This is a genomic window from Nonomuraea sp. LPB2021202275-12-8 (assembly GCF_037044575.1).
GTDB lineage: Bacteria > Actinomycetota > Actinomycetes > Streptosporangiales > Streptosporangiaceae > Nonomuraea.
In genome coordinates this window covers 159,600-173,625 of record NZ_JBAHWD010000014.1, presented here as the reverse complement: position 1 = coordinate 173,625, position 14,026 = coordinate 159,600, and the positions used below count along the sequence as shown (strand labels likewise).

General features: G+C 70.9%; 16 protein-coding genes. 12 read left to right on the top strand and 4 right to left on the bottom strand.

The annotated features are described in order from the left end of the window. Positions 1 to 13 precede the first annotated feature (13 nt). Genes V5E28_RS25610 through V5E28_RS25600 form a run of 3 tightly spaced genes read left to right on the top strand, consistent with a single transcriptional unit; the run spans position 14 to position 3,266 of the window. The gene (locus V5E28_RS25610; protein ID WP_336209796.1) at positions 14 to 1,378 is read left to right on the top strand and encodes an efflux RND transporter periplasmic adaptor subunit; all 1,365 of its coding nucleotides are present in this window, start codon (positions 14 to 16) and stop codon (positions 1,376 to 1,378) included. Beyond that, positions 1,375 to 2,085 carry an ABC transporter ATP-binding protein gene (locus tag V5E28_RS25605; RefSeq protein WP_336209795.1) on the top strand — a complete coding sequence of 237 codons (711 nt, stop codon included), beginning with the start codon at positions 1,375 to 1,377 and terminating at the stop codon, positions 2,083 to 2,085. Before V5E28_RS25610 ends, V5E28_RS25605 begins: the two co-directional genes overlap by 4 nt. Beyond that, positions 2,082 to 3,266, top strand: a complete 1,185-nt coding sequence (locus tag V5E28_RS25600; RefSeq protein ID WP_336209794.1) for an ABC transporter permease — start codon at positions 2,082 to 2,084, stop codon at positions 3,264 to 3,266. The genes V5E28_RS25605 and V5E28_RS25600 overlap by 4 nt, the downstream gene beginning before the upstream one ends. Positions 3,267 to 3,273: 7 nt before the next feature. Here the strand turns inward: V5E28_RS25600 and V5E28_RS25595 are convergent, their stop codons facing one another. From V5E28_RS25595 to V5E28_RS25580, 4 genes are all read right to left on the bottom strand, one after another. After that, the gene (locus V5E28_RS25595) at positions 3,274 to 4,014 is read right to left on the bottom strand and encodes an ABC transporter permease (RefSeq protein WP_336209793.1); all 741 of its coding nucleotides are present in this window, start codon (positions 4,012 to 4,014) and stop codon (positions 3,274 to 3,276) included. Then, positions 4,011 to 4,901, bottom strand: a complete 891-nt coding sequence (locus V5E28_RS25590) for an ATP-binding cassette domain-containing protein (protein WP_336209791.1) — start codon at positions 4,899 to 4,901, stop codon at positions 4,011 to 4,013. The genes V5E28_RS25595 and V5E28_RS25590 overlap by 4 nt, the downstream gene beginning before the upstream one ends. 80 nt (positions 4,902 to 4,981) lie before the next feature. Then, complete coding sequence (locus tag V5E28_RS25585) at positions 4,982 to 5,644, bottom strand: response regulator transcription factor (RefSeq protein ID WP_336209789.1); 663 nt, start codon at positions 5,642 to 5,644, stop codon at positions 4,982 to 4,984. Next, on the bottom strand, positions 5,641 to 6,768 hold the full coding sequence (locus V5E28_RS25580; protein ID WP_336209787.1) for a sensor histidine kinase: 1,128 nt from the start codon (positions 6,766 to 6,768) through the stop codon (positions 5,641 to 5,643). The genes V5E28_RS25585 and V5E28_RS25580 overlap by 4 nt, the downstream gene beginning before the upstream one ends. Before the next feature lie 107 nt (positions 6,769 to 6,875). On the opposite strand from V5E28_RS25580, the gene V5E28_RS25575 reads away from it, so the two are divergent. The 9 genes from V5E28_RS25575 to V5E28_RS25535 all read left to right on the top strand — a co-directional run bounded on the left by V5E28_RS25575 (position 6,876) and on the right by V5E28_RS25535 (position 14,024). Beyond that, a complete protein-coding gene (locus V5E28_RS25575) occupies positions 6,876 to 8,039 on the top strand; it encodes an acetoin utilization protein AcuC (protein WP_336209786.1) in 1,164 nt (387 codons plus the stop codon). A 9-nt stretch (positions 8,040 to 8,048) separates the two neighbouring features. After that, positions 8,049 to 8,831: a phosphatase gene (locus V5E28_RS25570; protein WP_336209785.1), complete on the top strand. Its 783-nt coding sequence runs from the start codon at positions 8,049 to 8,051 to the stop codon at positions 8,829 to 8,831. A gap of 312 nt (positions 8,832 to 9,143) precedes the next feature. Beyond that, positions 9,144 to 9,347: a helix-turn-helix domain-containing protein gene (locus V5E28_RS25565; protein ID WP_043629748.1), complete on the top strand. Its 204-nt coding sequence runs from the start codon at positions 9,144 to 9,146 to the stop codon at positions 9,345 to 9,347. Positions 9,348 to 9,526: 179 nt separating this feature from the next. Further along, positions 9,527 to 9,625, top strand: coding sequence for a 30S ribosomal protein bS22 (locus V5E28_RS25560; protein ID WP_018654693.1), 99 nt, complete (start codon positions 9,527 to 9,529; stop codon positions 9,623 to 9,625). 22 nt (positions 9,626 to 9,647) lie between these two features. Continuing rightward, the gene (locus V5E28_RS25555; RefSeq protein WP_336209772.1) at positions 9,648 to 10,643 is read left to right on the top strand and encodes an NAD-dependent epimerase/dehydratase family protein; all 996 of its coding nucleotides are present in this window, start codon (positions 9,648 to 9,650) and stop codon (positions 10,641 to 10,643) included. Positions 10,644 to 10,666: 23 nt separating this feature from the next. Continuing rightward, positions 10,667 to 11,536 carry a lysophospholipid acyltransferase family protein gene (locus V5E28_RS25550; RefSeq protein ID WP_336209844.1) on the top strand — a complete coding sequence of 290 codons (870 nt, stop codon included), beginning with the start codon at positions 10,667 to 10,669 and terminating at the stop codon, positions 11,534 to 11,536. A gap of 63 nt (positions 11,537 to 11,599) precedes the next feature. After that, the gene (locus V5E28_RS25545) at positions 11,600 to 12,394 is read left to right on the top strand and encodes an SDR family NAD(P)-dependent oxidoreductase (RefSeq protein ID WP_336209770.1); all 795 of its coding nucleotides are present in this window, start codon (positions 11,600 to 11,602) and stop codon (positions 12,392 to 12,394) included. A gap of 59 nt (positions 12,395 to 12,453) precedes the next feature. Beyond that, positions 12,454 to 13,035, top strand: a complete 582-nt coding sequence (locus V5E28_RS25540) for an RNA polymerase sigma factor (protein WP_336209768.1) — start codon at positions 12,454 to 12,456, stop codon at positions 13,033 to 13,035. Positions 13,036 to 13,037: 2 nt separating this feature from the next. Next, positions 13,038 to 14,024 carry an LCP family protein gene (locus tag V5E28_RS25535; protein WP_336209766.1) on the top strand — a complete coding sequence of 329 codons (987 nt, stop codon included), beginning with the start codon at positions 13,038 to 13,040 and terminating at the stop codon, positions 14,022 to 14,024. The last annotated feature ends 2 nt before the right edge of the window (positions 14,025 to 14,026 follow it).

Here is a 14,026-nt window from a genome sequence, read left to right as displayed (position 1 = left end):
TTTCATGGGTCAGGTGACGCTTCGTCGCGGAATCCCCCCGCTGCTCGTCCTGCTCGCACTCTCCGGCTGCACCTCCGACGAACCGCCGGCCGTACAACTCGCCGCGGTGGCGCGCGCCCCCGTCACCGAGGTCGTCGAGGCGCCCGCCACGATCGGCGCGCGGGCCACGGCCACGCTGCGCTCGCCCGCGCAGGGCACGGTCGCCAAGCTGTACGTGCGCGAAGGCGACCGCGTCGGCAAGGGCGACATCCTCGCCAGGATCCGGTCACCGCAGGCCGAGGCACAGCTCAAGCAGGCCCGTCAGGCGGCCAGGCTGGCCGCGCCGGCCGCGCCGGGCTTGCGCGCGCCCACCGTGCGGCTCGCCACGTTCGACGCCAAGGCGTTCGACCGCAAGGTGAGCAGGCACTTCGCCAAGGCCCGCAAGGAGGCCAGGAAGATCGACGACGCCGGGACGCGCAAGCAGCTGCTCAACGCCATCGACCTGGCCGAGACCCAGCACGAGTCGCAGACCAGGGCGCTGGCGGCGATCACCGGCCAGCTCAACCGTTCGATCAACGGCGTGCTGTCAGGCGTCACCAGCGGGTTCGGCGGCCTGTCGGCGTCCATGGCCTCGCTCCAGGCGGCCTCCAGGTCGCAGGCCGGAGCCGCGGTCAAGGCGGCGGAGAGCACGGTGCAGTCGCTCACGATCAAGGCGCCCTTCGGCGGCGTGGTCACGCTGGGCCGCGCATCCGGCGGCGGTGGCGCGGCGGACCTGAGCGGGCTGCTCGGCCAGATCCCGGGCGGCGGCCAGCAGCTCCCGTCCGTGCCCTCCACCGGCTCCTCCGGCGGCACCCCGGTCGCCACCGGAGTCCCGGTGTCGGCGGGCGACTCCATCGTCACCGTCACCGACGTCTCCGAGCTCACGCTCGCCGCCGACGTCGACGAGACCGACGTGCTGCTGGTGAAGAAGGGCGCCAGGGCCGAGGTCGAGCTGGACGCGGTGCCGGGCGCCACCTACAGGGCCCGCGTCACGGGCATCGGCGTCACCCCGATGGAGGGCACGACCGGCGGGGTCAGCTATCCGGTGCGGCTCTCGCTCGGGGCCGGCGCGTTCGACGACGGCGGCAAGGCTCCCACCCCGAAGCCGGGGATGAGCGCCGTGGCGCGGCTGACCGTACGCGAGTCGCCCGACGCCCTGGCGGTCCCCGCCTCGGCGATCGTCACCAGCGGGCGCGAGAGCGTGGTCTGGGTGGCCGTGAACGGCACCGCCGAACGTCGCGCGGTCAAGCTGGGGGCCCAGGGGGACGCGGCCGTCGAGGTGCTGAGCGGGCTGTCGGCCGGCGACCGGGTCGTCGTCAAGGGCGCGGACTCCGTACAGCAGGGTCAGCCGCTCACATGACGGGCACCGGCGGGCCGCCCGCTCTTGAGGCGGTCGACCTCACCAGGCGCTACCAGCTCGAAGGGGTCGCCGTGGAGGCGCTGCGCGGGGTATCGCTCCGCATCGACCAGGGCGAGTTCGTGGCCGTCATCGGGCCGTCGGGGTCGGGCAAGTCCACGCTCATGCACCTGCTGGGCTGCCTGGACCGGCCGTCGTCCGGACAGCTGCGGGTGGGCGGGGTCGAGCTGTCGAACCTGTCCGACACCCGGCTCGCCGAGCTGCGCAACGCCACGATCGGCTTCGTCTTCCAGTCCTTCCACCTGCTGGCCAGGACCACCGCGCTGGAGAACGTGGCGCTGCCGCTGGTCTACCGCGGGGTCGGCAAGGCCGAGCGGCGCGAGCGGGCCCGGGCGGCGCTGGAGGCCGTGGGGCTCGGGCACCGGGTGCGGCACCGGCCCTCGCAGATGTCCGGCGGCGAGCAGCAGCGGGTCGCCATCGCCAGGGCGCTGGTCGGCGAGCCGAAGGTGCTGCTGGCCGACGAGCCGACGGGCAACCTCGACACCCGCAACGGCGTCGAGGTGATGGCGATGCTGGACCGGCTCAACAGCGAGAGCGGGGTGGCGGTGGTGCTGGTCACGCACGAGCCGGAGATCGCGGCCCACGCCCGGCGGCAGATCCGGATGCGCGACGGGCTGATCGAGCACGACACGGCGGGGGCCGGCCGGTGAAGGGGCGCGAGGCGTTCGCCATGGCCCTGGAGGCGCTGCGGGTCAACCGGCTGCGCAGCGTGCTGACCATGCTCGGCGTCATCATCGGCGTGCTGGCCGTGGTGGTACTGGTGGCCATCGGGACGGGCGCCAAGGACGAGATAGAGAAGCAGATCTCCGGCCTCGGCACCAACATCATCCTCGTCGTGCCCGGCCGCATCACCCTGGGGGCGGCCCCCACGCAGAGCAAGCTCGGCCTCGCCGACGTCGCGTACATCCGGCGCGTGGTCGGCGACCCGTCGAAGGTGACGGTCTCGTTGCAGTCGGGCGAGACGGTCCGCGTCGGCAGGGTCGAGACGTTCGTCACGGTGATCGGCACCGACCAGAACCTGGTCAACATCTTCGAGCGGCCCGTCGGCAAGGGCCGTCCGCTGAGCGAGACCGACGTGGACACCCGGCGCAGGGTGGCGGTGCTCGGCTCGGAGGTGGCCGACCGGATGTTCGGCGACCTCGACCCGATCGGGCGGCAGGTGACGGTGTCCGGCGCGAGGTTCCGCGTGGTCGGCGTGTACGCGACGGTCGGCCAGACGTTCGGGCTCTCCCGCGACCAGGAGATCCACATCCCGGTGACGACGGCGCAGCGGCTTCTCGGGATCGAGCGGATCAACGGTCTCGCGGTCGGCGCCTCGGGGCCTGACGAGATCGACCCGCTGTCGGACAGGGTCACGGCGGCGCTGCGGGACAGGTATCCGGGCGAGCAGTTCTCGGCGGTCACCCAGACCGCGCTGCTCGGCACGATCGGCAGCGTGCTCGGCATGCTGACCGGCGTGCTCGCCGCCATCGCCGGCATCTCGCTGCTCGTCGGCGGCGTCGGCGTGTCGAACATCATGCTGGTCAGCGTGCGCGAGCGCACCCGCGAGATCGGGCTGCGCAAGGCGCTGGGGGCCAGGCAGCGCGACATCCTGGCCCAGTTCCTCATCGAGGCGGTGCTGCTGACCACGATCGGCGGGCTCATCGGGATCGTGCTCGGCGTGGGCGGCGCGCTCGCCATCCAGGCGCTCACCCCGGTGCCCGCCGCGATCACCTGGTGGTCGATCGCGCTGGCCTTCGGGGTGTCGGCGGCGGTCGGCGTCTTCTTCGGGGTCGCGCCGGCGCGGAGGGCGGGCCGGCTCGACCCGGTCATCGCACTCCGCGCCGAATGACCCTCGATCAGGCGTCGCGGCGCCTCATCAGCACGGCCGCGACGAGCAGGGTGACGGCGATCCAGACGAGGTACACGCCGTAGCCGGACCACGGGCCGAGCGATCCGTTCTGGCCGGGTATCGCCACCTCCATCCCGGCGTTGGTGGTGAAGTAGTCGTCCACCGTGGCGCCCCACTGGCCCGGAAGCAGGCCGGTGAGCTGCGGCAGCACGTACATCAGGGCGATGGCCGACACGACGGCCCCGGGCGTGTGCCTGATCAGGGCGCCGAGCGCCAGCCCGAACAGGCCGCCCGCGGTCAGGTAGAGGCCCGAGCCGAGGATCGCTGCCGGCGCGCCGGGCTCGCTCAGAGAGGTCGTCCCGAGTATCAGCTGCCCGCCCAGCAGGAAGGCGGCGAAGGTGGAGGCGATGCAGACGGCGAGTGTCACGACGGTGAACACCACGACCTTGCCCGTCAGCAACCGCAGCCGCTTCGGCACGGCCATGAACGTCGTCCTGATTGCCCCGGTCCGGTACTCGCTCGACACCACGAGCACCCCGAACGTGGCGATGGACAGCTGGGCGAACAGCACTCCCGCGAGGCTGATCCGGGTGGCCTCGTCGCCGGCCATGTTCTGGCCCGAGTTCGAGATCGCCACTGTGAGCAGGACGCTGATGCCCACCATCAGCAGCGCGGTGGCGGCCAGCGTCCACACCGTGGAGCGGACCGAACGGATCTTGGTCCATTCGGACCGCAGGATGTCGATCATGAGGTGAACTCCAGACTGTCCTTGGTGAGCTCCATGTAGGCGGCTTCGAGCGAGGGCCGCACGAAGGTCAGTTCCTCCAGCGGCAGTCCCGCCCGCGCGGTCATCGTCCCGATCTCCAGAGGATCCAGCCCGGTCACCCGGAGGTGGTCCGGGTGCAGCTCGCCCACCTTGACCAGTTCGGCGACCTCGGCCAGGCGCGGCGACCGTACCCGCACGTATCCCTGGGAGCTGCGCCCGATGAACTCCTGCACGCTCGTGTCGGCGATGAGCCTGCCCCGCCCGATGACGATCAGGTGGTCGGCGGTCTGCGCCATCTCGCTCATCAGGTGGCTGGAGACGAACACGGTGCGCCCCTCGGCGGCCAGGTCGCGCATCAGCGTGCGGATCCACAGGATGCCGTCGGGGTCGAGGCCGTTGACGGGCTCGTCGAACAGGAGGATCTCCGGATCGCCGAGCAGCGCCGCGGCGATCCCGAGGCGCTGTGACATGCCGAGGGAGAAGCCGCCGATGCGGCGCTTGGCCACCTGGCTCAGACCGACGAGCTCGAGCACCTCCTCGACCCGGCTCGCCTCGATGGCGTTGCTCTGCGCGATGGCCAGCAGGTGGTTGCGCGCGCTGCGCCCGCCGTGCACGGCCTTGGCGTCCAGCAGCGCGCCGACCTTGCGCAGCGGGTGTCTCAGCTCCTGGTACGGCCTGCCGTCGACGAGCACGGCACCCGTGGACGGGCGGTCCAGGCCGAGGACCATGCGCATCGTCGTCGATTTGCCCGCTCCGTTCGGCCCCAGGAACCCGGTCACCTGGCCCGGCTCGACGTCGAACGACAGGTCCGCCACGGCGACGGTCTTTCCGTAGTGCTTGCTCAGGCTCGTGGCCCGGATCGCGGTCATGACTCCAAGATGTCCCGCCGGGCGGGCATCCGCCTCCTGCTGCGGGACCGTTCGGGCCGCCCTCGTCTGGGAGCGTGCTCCTACTCGCCGGGGCTGATCAGGGCCGCCTCGTACGCCACGATCACGGACTGCGCCCGGTCCCGGACGCCGATCTTGGCGAACAGGCTCGTCACGTGGTTCTTGACGGTCGAGGGTGAGACGCCGAGCTCCTGGGCGATCTCGGTGTTGGACAGACCGCGCGCGATCAGGACCAGGATCTCCCGCTCGCGCTCGGTGAGCCCGGCCAGCCCGTCCTGGGGCGCGGCGGCGCGCTGCGGCCGGTGAGCGCGGACGAACGTGCCGATCAGCCGGGTGAGCAGGCGCGGCGCCACCGCAGCCTCGCCGCGGTGCACCACGCGCACGCCCTCGACCAGCTCCTCCGGCGAGACGTCCTTGGGCAGGAAGCCGCAGGCGCCCGCCCGCAGCGCCGCGACCACGTTCTCGTCCAGGTCGAACGTGCTCAGGGCGAGCACCCGCACGCCGGGCAGCTCGGCGGTGATCCGCTCGGTGGCGCGCACCCCGTCGAGCTCCGGCATGTGCAGGTCCATGAGCACCACGTCGGGTGCGAGCAGACCGCTCAGCCGCACCGCCTCGGCGCCGTCGGCGGCCTCGCCGACGACCGTCAGGTCCGGCTGCGCGTCGAGCATCAGCCTGAAGCCCTTGCGCACCAGCTCGTGGTCGTCGGCCAGCAGCACCGTGATCATTTCCGCTCCAGGGGGATGCGCGCGTGGACGCGGAAGCCGCCTTCCAGGCGCGGGCCGGTCCATAAGTCGCCGCCGCACAGCGCCACCCGCTCGGCCATGCCGCCGAGGCCCAGGCCCGAGGCCGACGGCAGCTTGGCCGCGCCGTCGTCGAGCACCTCGACCTCGATGGCCGCGGGATCGTAGGCCAGCAGGACACTGGCCCGGGCGCCGACCGTGTGCTTGCGGGTGTTGGTCAGCGCCTCCTGGACGATCCGGTAGACGGCGTGGTCCACGGCCGTGGGCAGGGGGACCGGCTCGCCCGTCACGGTCAGGCTGGCGGGCAGGCCGGCGGTCTTGGCCTCCTCGACGAGCGCGGGCAACCTGGCCGCGCCCACCCCGGTGGCGGCGTCGGCGGTGCCGCCGCCGTCGGCCCTGAGCACGTCGAGGAGCTGGCGCATCTCCGCCAGGGCCTGGCGGGCCGTCTGCTCGGCGCCGGCCAGCGCCTCGCGGGTCACGTTCTGGCCCGGTGGCAGGGTGGCCCTGGCGCCGCCGACGAGCGCGTTGATGACGCTCAGATGGTGGGCCACGACGTCGTGCAGCTCCCTGGCGATCCGCCGCCGCTCGGCGCGCACGGCGCTGTCGGCCACCTCGCGCCGCGCGCGCTCCCTCAGCTCGGCCCGCACCCTCACGAGCTGGCCGAACGCCACCGGAACGGCGGTGGCGAGCAGGCCCGCCACCCAGCCCCCGGGGTTCCCGCCGAACAGCTCCAACGACGTCGCGTAGGCCACGCCACCGGCGGCGGCGGCGATCACCGTGGTGCGCCCGGGCGTGTAGCGGCCGACGCTGTAGAAGGCGATGATCGATCCCGCGTTGCCGCCACCGACCACGCCGGTGGCGATGCCGACGACGTCGAGCGCGACCACCAGGCCGGCGGCCAGCAGCGGCCTGGTCCGGCGTACGAGCAGGGGGAGGATGGAGAGCGCGAAGTGCACCGCGCCCCTGGCGACGTCGGTGTACCCCTGACTCCACGACGAGACCGCGGCGACCAGGGCGGGCACGACGAGCACGGCGACGAGCACGGTGTCGAAGACCCGTGGGCGTCGGAAAAATCGCCATGCGGCCTGAAATGGACGCACGAAGCGCATGATCCGAGGCTACGCGAAAGTTCTTCGCTGTTGCCGGGCGATCCGTCTGGACGGCGGCCGTTGACGCTGCGGTAACGTCACCTGAAGGCGAGGGAAACGGAGCATGCATGAGCCAGTCGGCGCGGGTCATCTGGGACGACGCCCTCACCTCCTACGACTTCGGCCCCGGGCATCCGCTCGCCCCCGTCCGGGTGGAGCTCACCATGGCGCTGGCCAGGGAGTTGGGGGTGCTGGACAAGGTCGAGATGAGCGGATGCGCGCCGGCCACCGACGACGAGCTGGCCATGGTGCACCGGCCCGACTACGTCGAGGCGGTCAAGCGCGTCTCCGCCTCCGGCAGGCCGGACCTGTCGGTGGGACTCGGCACGGCGGACAACCCCGCCTTCGCGGGAGTCCACGAGGCCTCCGCGCTGATCGCCGGCGCCTCGCTGGCCGCGGCCCGCGGGGTCTGGGAGGGCTCGGCCGAGCATGCGGTGAACGTCGCGGGCGGGCTGCACCATGCGATGGCCGGTCTGGCCAGCGGTTTCTGCGTCTACAACGACCCGGCGCTGGCCATCGCCTGGCTGCTGAGGCAGGGCGCGGAGCGCGTCGCCTACGTGGACGTGGACGTGCACCACGGCGACGGGGTGCAGGCGCTGTTCTACGACGATCCGCGTGTGCTGACGATCAGCCTGCACGAGAGCCCGCGCACGCTGTTCCCCGGCACGGGTTTCCCCGAGGAGACCGGCGCCGACGGCACCGCGGTCAACGTCGCGCTCCCGGCGGGCTGCGGCGACTCCGGCTGGCTGCGGGCCTTCGACTCCGTCGTGCCGCCGCTGCTGCGCGAGTTCCGGCCCGAGATCCTGGTGACCCAGCACGGCTGCGACAGCCACGCGCTGGACCCGCTGGCCCACCTGATGCTCAGCGTCGACGGCCAGAGAGCCGCCTACGTCGCGCTGCACCGGCTGGCGCACGAGACGGCCGGTGGGCGCTGGATCGCCACCGGTGGTGGCGGCTACGAGCTCGTCCAGGTGGTGCCACGGGTGTGGACCCACCTGATCGCCGAGCTGTCGGGCCACCCGCTCGACCCGGCCACCCCGACGGGCGAGGGTTGGCGGAGGCTCGTACGGGAACGCACGGGAGAGCTGGCCCCGCTGACCATGACCGACGGCAGAAGCCCGGAATTTCAGGATCTATCTGGTGGTTATGATCCAGCGGACCCCATCGACCGTGCCGTCATGGCGACCCGGCACGCGGTGTTCCCCCTGCACGGCCTCGACCCGATGCCCTAAGGAAGAACAGTGCTGAGCCGCGCCGCACTCCGCGAGCACCTGATCCACAGCCGCATCGCCGGCGACATAGCGACATCGCGCGAGAACAACCTGGACCACTACAGCTCGCTCGCCAACCAGGACCCCTACTACATGCTGGGGCTGACCTTCGAGCAGCGGTGGACGTTCCGCGACGTGCTGGCCCTGATGGCCAAGGCCGCGGGCGTGGTCGCCGACCCGGGTCACCGCTGGGGCCAGGACACCATCGACCCGGAGCGGACCATCGACGCGCTCGACGCGATGGCCGACAGGATCGCCGCGGTGCTCTCGCGGGAGCGGCCCCGAGTGCTGTTCGCCACCGGGCATCCCACCGGACTGCTCGCCATCCACCTGCCGCTCGCCAGGCTCGCGCTCGAGTGCGGGGCCACCATCCTGACGCCCGCCGAGGGGTGGACCTACTCCGGGTCGGGTTTCGGTCGGCCGCGCCGCATCCGCTATCTGGGCGACGTGGCGATGCTGGACGAGAAGGGCGCCTTCGTGCACACCCACGACTCGGCCCCGATGGAGCACATGCTGGCCGAGCTCGGCGACACGCGGCCGGAGCTGGTTATCGCCGACCACGGGTGGGCAGGGGCCGCTGGAGAGGCGGGAGTGCCCACTGTGGCTTTCGCCGACAGCAATGATCCTGGGCTCTTCGTCGGAGAGGCCGAGGGCAAGATCGATGTTGTGGTGCCACTTGACGACAATGTGCTACCCCGCTATTACACACCGTTGACTGAGCGGTTGGTCACACGAGTCACACGGGCCCTATGAGTCGAAATCGGTCATCCCGATACCGTCTTTTCGCGCCTGCATTCCAAGGGGCTCGCCGTCCCTTTGCCAACTTTTGATGAGGCCTGGGCGACTCTTATGTGTGACAAGTTGGACAGTTCCAACGTCTAGGCGAGGTGCTCGATCGGGCTGCTGGCCAGCAAGTTTGCTGGTTCGGCTGACAGGTGGCTCCGCGGACTGAAAAACTAGGGGGTTTGCGCACTCGGAGTCCCGACTTACGCTGACGGCAGTACACGTGCGTGAGCGATGGCACCAGTGGGGATAACCCGGAAACACGTGCGGAAGAGGCGTCCGATGGCTGCAGGCGAAAGACCTCTCAGCGAGGTGAAGTTCCTGACGGTGGCTGAAGTGGCCACGGTCATGCGAGTGTCGAAGATGACCGTTTACCGACTGGTGCACTCGGGCGAGTTGCCGGCCATCCGCGTCGGCCGCTCGTTCAGAGTGCCAGAACAGGCGGTGCACGACTATCTTCGCGAAGCCTACATCGAAGCAGGCTGAAACCGGAGTAGCGGCGCGCGCCGCGCGCCGTGAATACCGTCGCGGGAGAGGCCCGGCCGGCGATCGTGCGGCCGGGCCCTCACCCCCGAGGGGCGATCTACCGCGGATCGCCGGTAGTCTGTCACCCGGTGTGCGCTCGCACACCGATTCAGACTTGCTATCAGTTACCTGGGGGTCCCGTGGGCTCTGTGATCAAGAAGCGCCGCAAGCGGATGGCCAAGAAGAAGCACCGCAAGCTGCTCAAGAAGACGCGCATCCAGCGGCGTAACAAGAAGTAGTCGACGCAGCTGCGAGGCGCTGATGACCCACACCGTGCTAGTCACCGGGGTCTCGCGCCACATAGGCGCACGGGTGGCGAGTGTTCTCGCGGCGGACCCGGACGTCAGCCGCGTCATTGGAGTGGACACCGTGCCGCCGCCCTCGCTGACCCGTGATGGCGGCATCTCCCTCGGTCGGACCGAGTTCGTCCGGGTCGATCTACGCAGTCCCGACATCGCTCAGGTGATCGCGGCCGCCGACATCGACACCGTGGTGCACATGAGTCTGGTGAGCGCTCCCTCCAGGAGCACCGGCCGGGCCGCCATGAAGGAGCACAACGTCATAGGCACCATGCAGCTGCTCGGTGCCTGCCAGCGCTCGGCGACCGTGCGGCGCGTGGTCGTCCGCTCGACCACAGCCGTCTACGGATCCTCGCCCAGGGATCCGGCGGTGTTCACCGAGGACCTGGAGCCGCACGACGGCCCCAGCCACGGCTACGCCAAGGACGCGGTCGAGGTCGAGGGTTACGTGCGCGGTTTCGCGCGTCGGCGTCCCGACGTCAGTGTGTCGCTGCTGCGCTTCGCCAACTTCATGGGTCCGGGCGTCGACTCGCCGCTGACCCGTTACTTCATCCAGCCGGTGCTGCCGACGGTGTTCGGCTTCGATCCGCGGCTGCAGTTCGTCCATGAGGACGACGCTGTCGAGGTGCTGCGCCGGATGGCCATGGAGGATCACCCCGGCACGTTCAACGTGGCCGGGGCAGGCGTGCTGCTCCTGTCGCAGTGCGTGCGCAGGGCGGGGCGGCTGTCGCTGCCGCTCTTCTCTCCCGCCTTCCAGCTCCTGGGCACCGCGGTGCGCAAGGCAGGCCTGGTCGACTACTCGCCCGAGCAGCTCCGGCTGATGAGCCACGGCCGCGCGGTCGACTCCGGCGGCCTGGAGTCCGAGCTGGGCTGGAAGCCGAAGTTCAGCACAGGGGCGGCGTTCGACGACTTCCTGCACTCGCGGGGGCTGCGTCCCTTCGGAGGTGCGCGCCGTTGAGCGTCCCTGACGAGGAGGCGCGCGTGGTCCCGATCAGTGCCGCGCCCTCCTTCACCGAGCCCGAGCCGGCCGCCGAGTTGCTGGCCTTCCTGCGAAGGCGGATCACCGGCGACTACGAGGTGGACGAGTTCGGCTACGACGCCGAGCTGACCGACAAGGTGCTGCTGGAGCTGCTGCGGCCGCTTTATCACCACTGGTTCAGGGTCGAGACCCTGGACCTGAAGAACGTGCCCGGCGACAGCGGCGCGCTCGTCGTGGCCAACCATGCCGGCACGCTGCCGGTCGACGCGCTGATGCTGCAGGTGGCGCTGCACGACGAGGCGGGCAGGGCGCTGCGGCTGCTCGGCGCCGACCTGGTCTACCGGCTCCCGATGCTGGGCCACCTGTCGCGCAAGACCGGGCACACGCTGGCCTGCCCCGAGGACGCCGACCGGCTGCTGCGCAAGGGGGAGCTGGTCGGGGTGTTCCCCGAGGGGTTCAAGGGCGTCGGCAAGCCGTTCTCCGAGCGCTACAAGCTGCAGAGGTTCGGCCGTGGCGGCTTCGTCGCCTCCGCGATCCGGGCCGGGGTGCCGATCGTGCCAACGGCCATCGTGGGCTCGGAGGAGATCTATCCGAAGCTCGGCGACATGCCGTTCCTGGCCAGGCTGCTCGGCCTGCCCTACCTGCCGATCACCCCGTTCTTCCCGCTGCTGGGGCCGCTCGGCCTGGTGCCGCTGCCGTCGAAGTGGCTGATCGAGTTCGGGGAGCCGATCAGGACCGACGAGTACGATCCGGCCGCGGCCGACGATCCGATGCTGGTGTTCAACCTCACCGACCACGTCCGCGAGGTGGTCCAGCAGATGCTCAACCAGCTCAGGCTGCGGCGCGGTCACGCGTTCCCGCCCTTCCTCTAGCGCAACCGCCGCGGCCGGACCGGTGTTCTCCATGCGATAACCGGAACACCGAAGGGGAACCACATGGATCTGCAGCTTTCCGGCCGCGTCGCGCTCGTCACCGGCGCGTCCAAGGGCATCGGCCTGGCCGTGGCCCGGACCCTGGCCGAGGAGGGGGCGCATGTCGTGGCCGTCTCGCGGACCCGTACCGACGATCTGCCCGGCAAGGTGGTGCACGTCGCCGCCGACCTGATGGACCCGCAGGCCCCGGCGCGCGTCGTGGCACGCACCGTCGAGGAGTTCGGCGGGCTCGACATCCTGGTCAACAACGCCGGTGGCCCGCCGCCCGGGGTGACGCTGCCCAGGGTCGGGTTCCTGACCCCGGACGACGCCGACTGGCAGGCGATGTTCGAGTTCAACCTGTTCTCCGCCGTACGGGCCATCCGCGCCGCCGTGCCCGTCATGCTCGAACGCGGTGGCGGCTCGATCGTCAACGTCTCCTCGACCATGGCCGTGCAGCCGGGCGCGATGAACGTCGATTACGGCGCCGCCAAGTCGGCCATGAACCACCTCGGCAAGGCCCTGTCCGAGGAGTTCGGCCCGCGGGGCATCCGGGTCAACACCGTCTCGCCCGGCCCCGTGCTCACCGACTGGTGGACGAAGCCGGGCGGTGCCGCCGAGGTCATCGCCGGCATGGCCGGGACCGACGGGGACAGCGTCGTGGCCCAGGTGGCGCCGGAGATGATGCGGCTGGTCACCGGACGCCTGGTGCACCCGCAGGAGGTGGCCGACGCGGTGGTCCTGCTCGCGTCGCCGCGTTCCGGCAGCACGACCGGGGCCGACTTCGTCGTCGACGGAGGCGCGCGCAAGGAGCTGTGAACCCTCACGGCGGGTTGTGGCAAGACATCATCGACTGATTCCCCCACAGAAGGGCGGAGATGATCACGCAACCCGCCATCCAGGGCGCGGACGCCGAGCTCATCAGCGCCTCCTGGTCCGAACCGGAGGCGTTCGCCGAGCTGTTCGACCGCTACTCCGCCATGCTCTACAGGTACGTCTCCAAACGGCTCGGCCCCGAGCAGGCGGAGGACCTGGTCGGCGAGACGTTCCTGGTCGCCTTCTCCCGGAGGACGACCTACGACCTGGGCTGTCCCGACGCCAGACCGTGGCTGTTCGGCATCCTCACCAAGCTCATGTCCCGCCACCACCGCAGCGAGGCGGCCCGCTACCGCGCCTTCCGTCGCGCGCCGGTCGACCTCGACGTGGAGTCTCCCGCCGACCGCGTCGCCGCCGGCGTGACCGCGCAGGCCGCCCGCGGCCCCCTCGCCGGCGCGCTGGCGGCGCTGCCCGCAAAGGACCGCGACGTGCTCCTGCTGATCGCCTGGGGCGATCTGACGTACGAGGAGGTCGCGCAGGCGCTCGGCATCCCCATCGGTACCGTGCGCTCCCGCCTCAACAGGGGCAGGCGGAAGGTACGCGCGGCGCTCGGCGACACCAACCCGATGCTCGGACAGGAGTGACGATGGACGATCTGAGGATCCTCCGCGACTTCGGCGAGGAACTCGCACATGAGCCGCCCGCGACACTGGTGCGCCAGCGGCAGCGCATGTTGCGGGCCAGGCCGCGCCGTAGGACGTTCGGCTGGCCGATGACGGCCCTGGTCGCCGCCGTCACCGCGGCGGTGGTCGCGGTGCCCACGCTGCTGATCGGCGGCTGGGACACGGTGCGCCCGCTGGCCGGTGAGCGTCCGGTCAAGGTGACAGACGCGCTGAACGTGCTGCTGGTCGGCACTGATAGCCAGGCGGGCACACCGCGGTTCCGCAAGGGCGCCCGCACGGACACGATGATCGTGCTGCACCTGCCGGCCGACAGGAGGAAGGTCACGGTCGTCAGCATCCCCAGGGACTCGATCGTCGAGATCCCGAGGTGCGGCTCGGCGCCCGCCCGCACCGACATGATCAACTCCGCTTTCGACCGTGGCGGGCTGAGCTGCGCGGTGAAGACCGTCGAGACCCTGACCGGCATCCGGATCGACCACATGATCGAAGTGGAGTTCGCCGGGTTCGTCCAGCTCGTCGACGCGCTCGGCGGGGTCGAGGTCAAGCTGGAACGGCCGGTGGACGACCCGAAGTCGAAGCTGAAGCTGCCCGCGGGCAGGAATCTGCTCAACGGCGAGACGGCGCTCGGCTACATGCGGCTGCGCAACTACGGCGACGGGTCGGACATCGGCCGGATCAAGCGCCAGCAGCAGTTGCTGTACGCGATGGCGAAGAAGGCCAAGCTGGTCCTCACCGACCCCGCCCAGCTCCGCGCCTTCCTGGCCGAGGCGGCGAAATCGGTCAGGACCGACGAGGCGCTCGACCTCGAGACCATGGCCGGCATCGCCTCGAGCGCGCAGGGGTCTTCGGTGAGCTTCCGAACGATCCCCTGGAGACCTCATCCGCAGGTCCCCAACAGGATCCAGTGGAGGCAGCCGGAGGCCGACAAGCTGTTCGGGACGCTGAGGTAGCG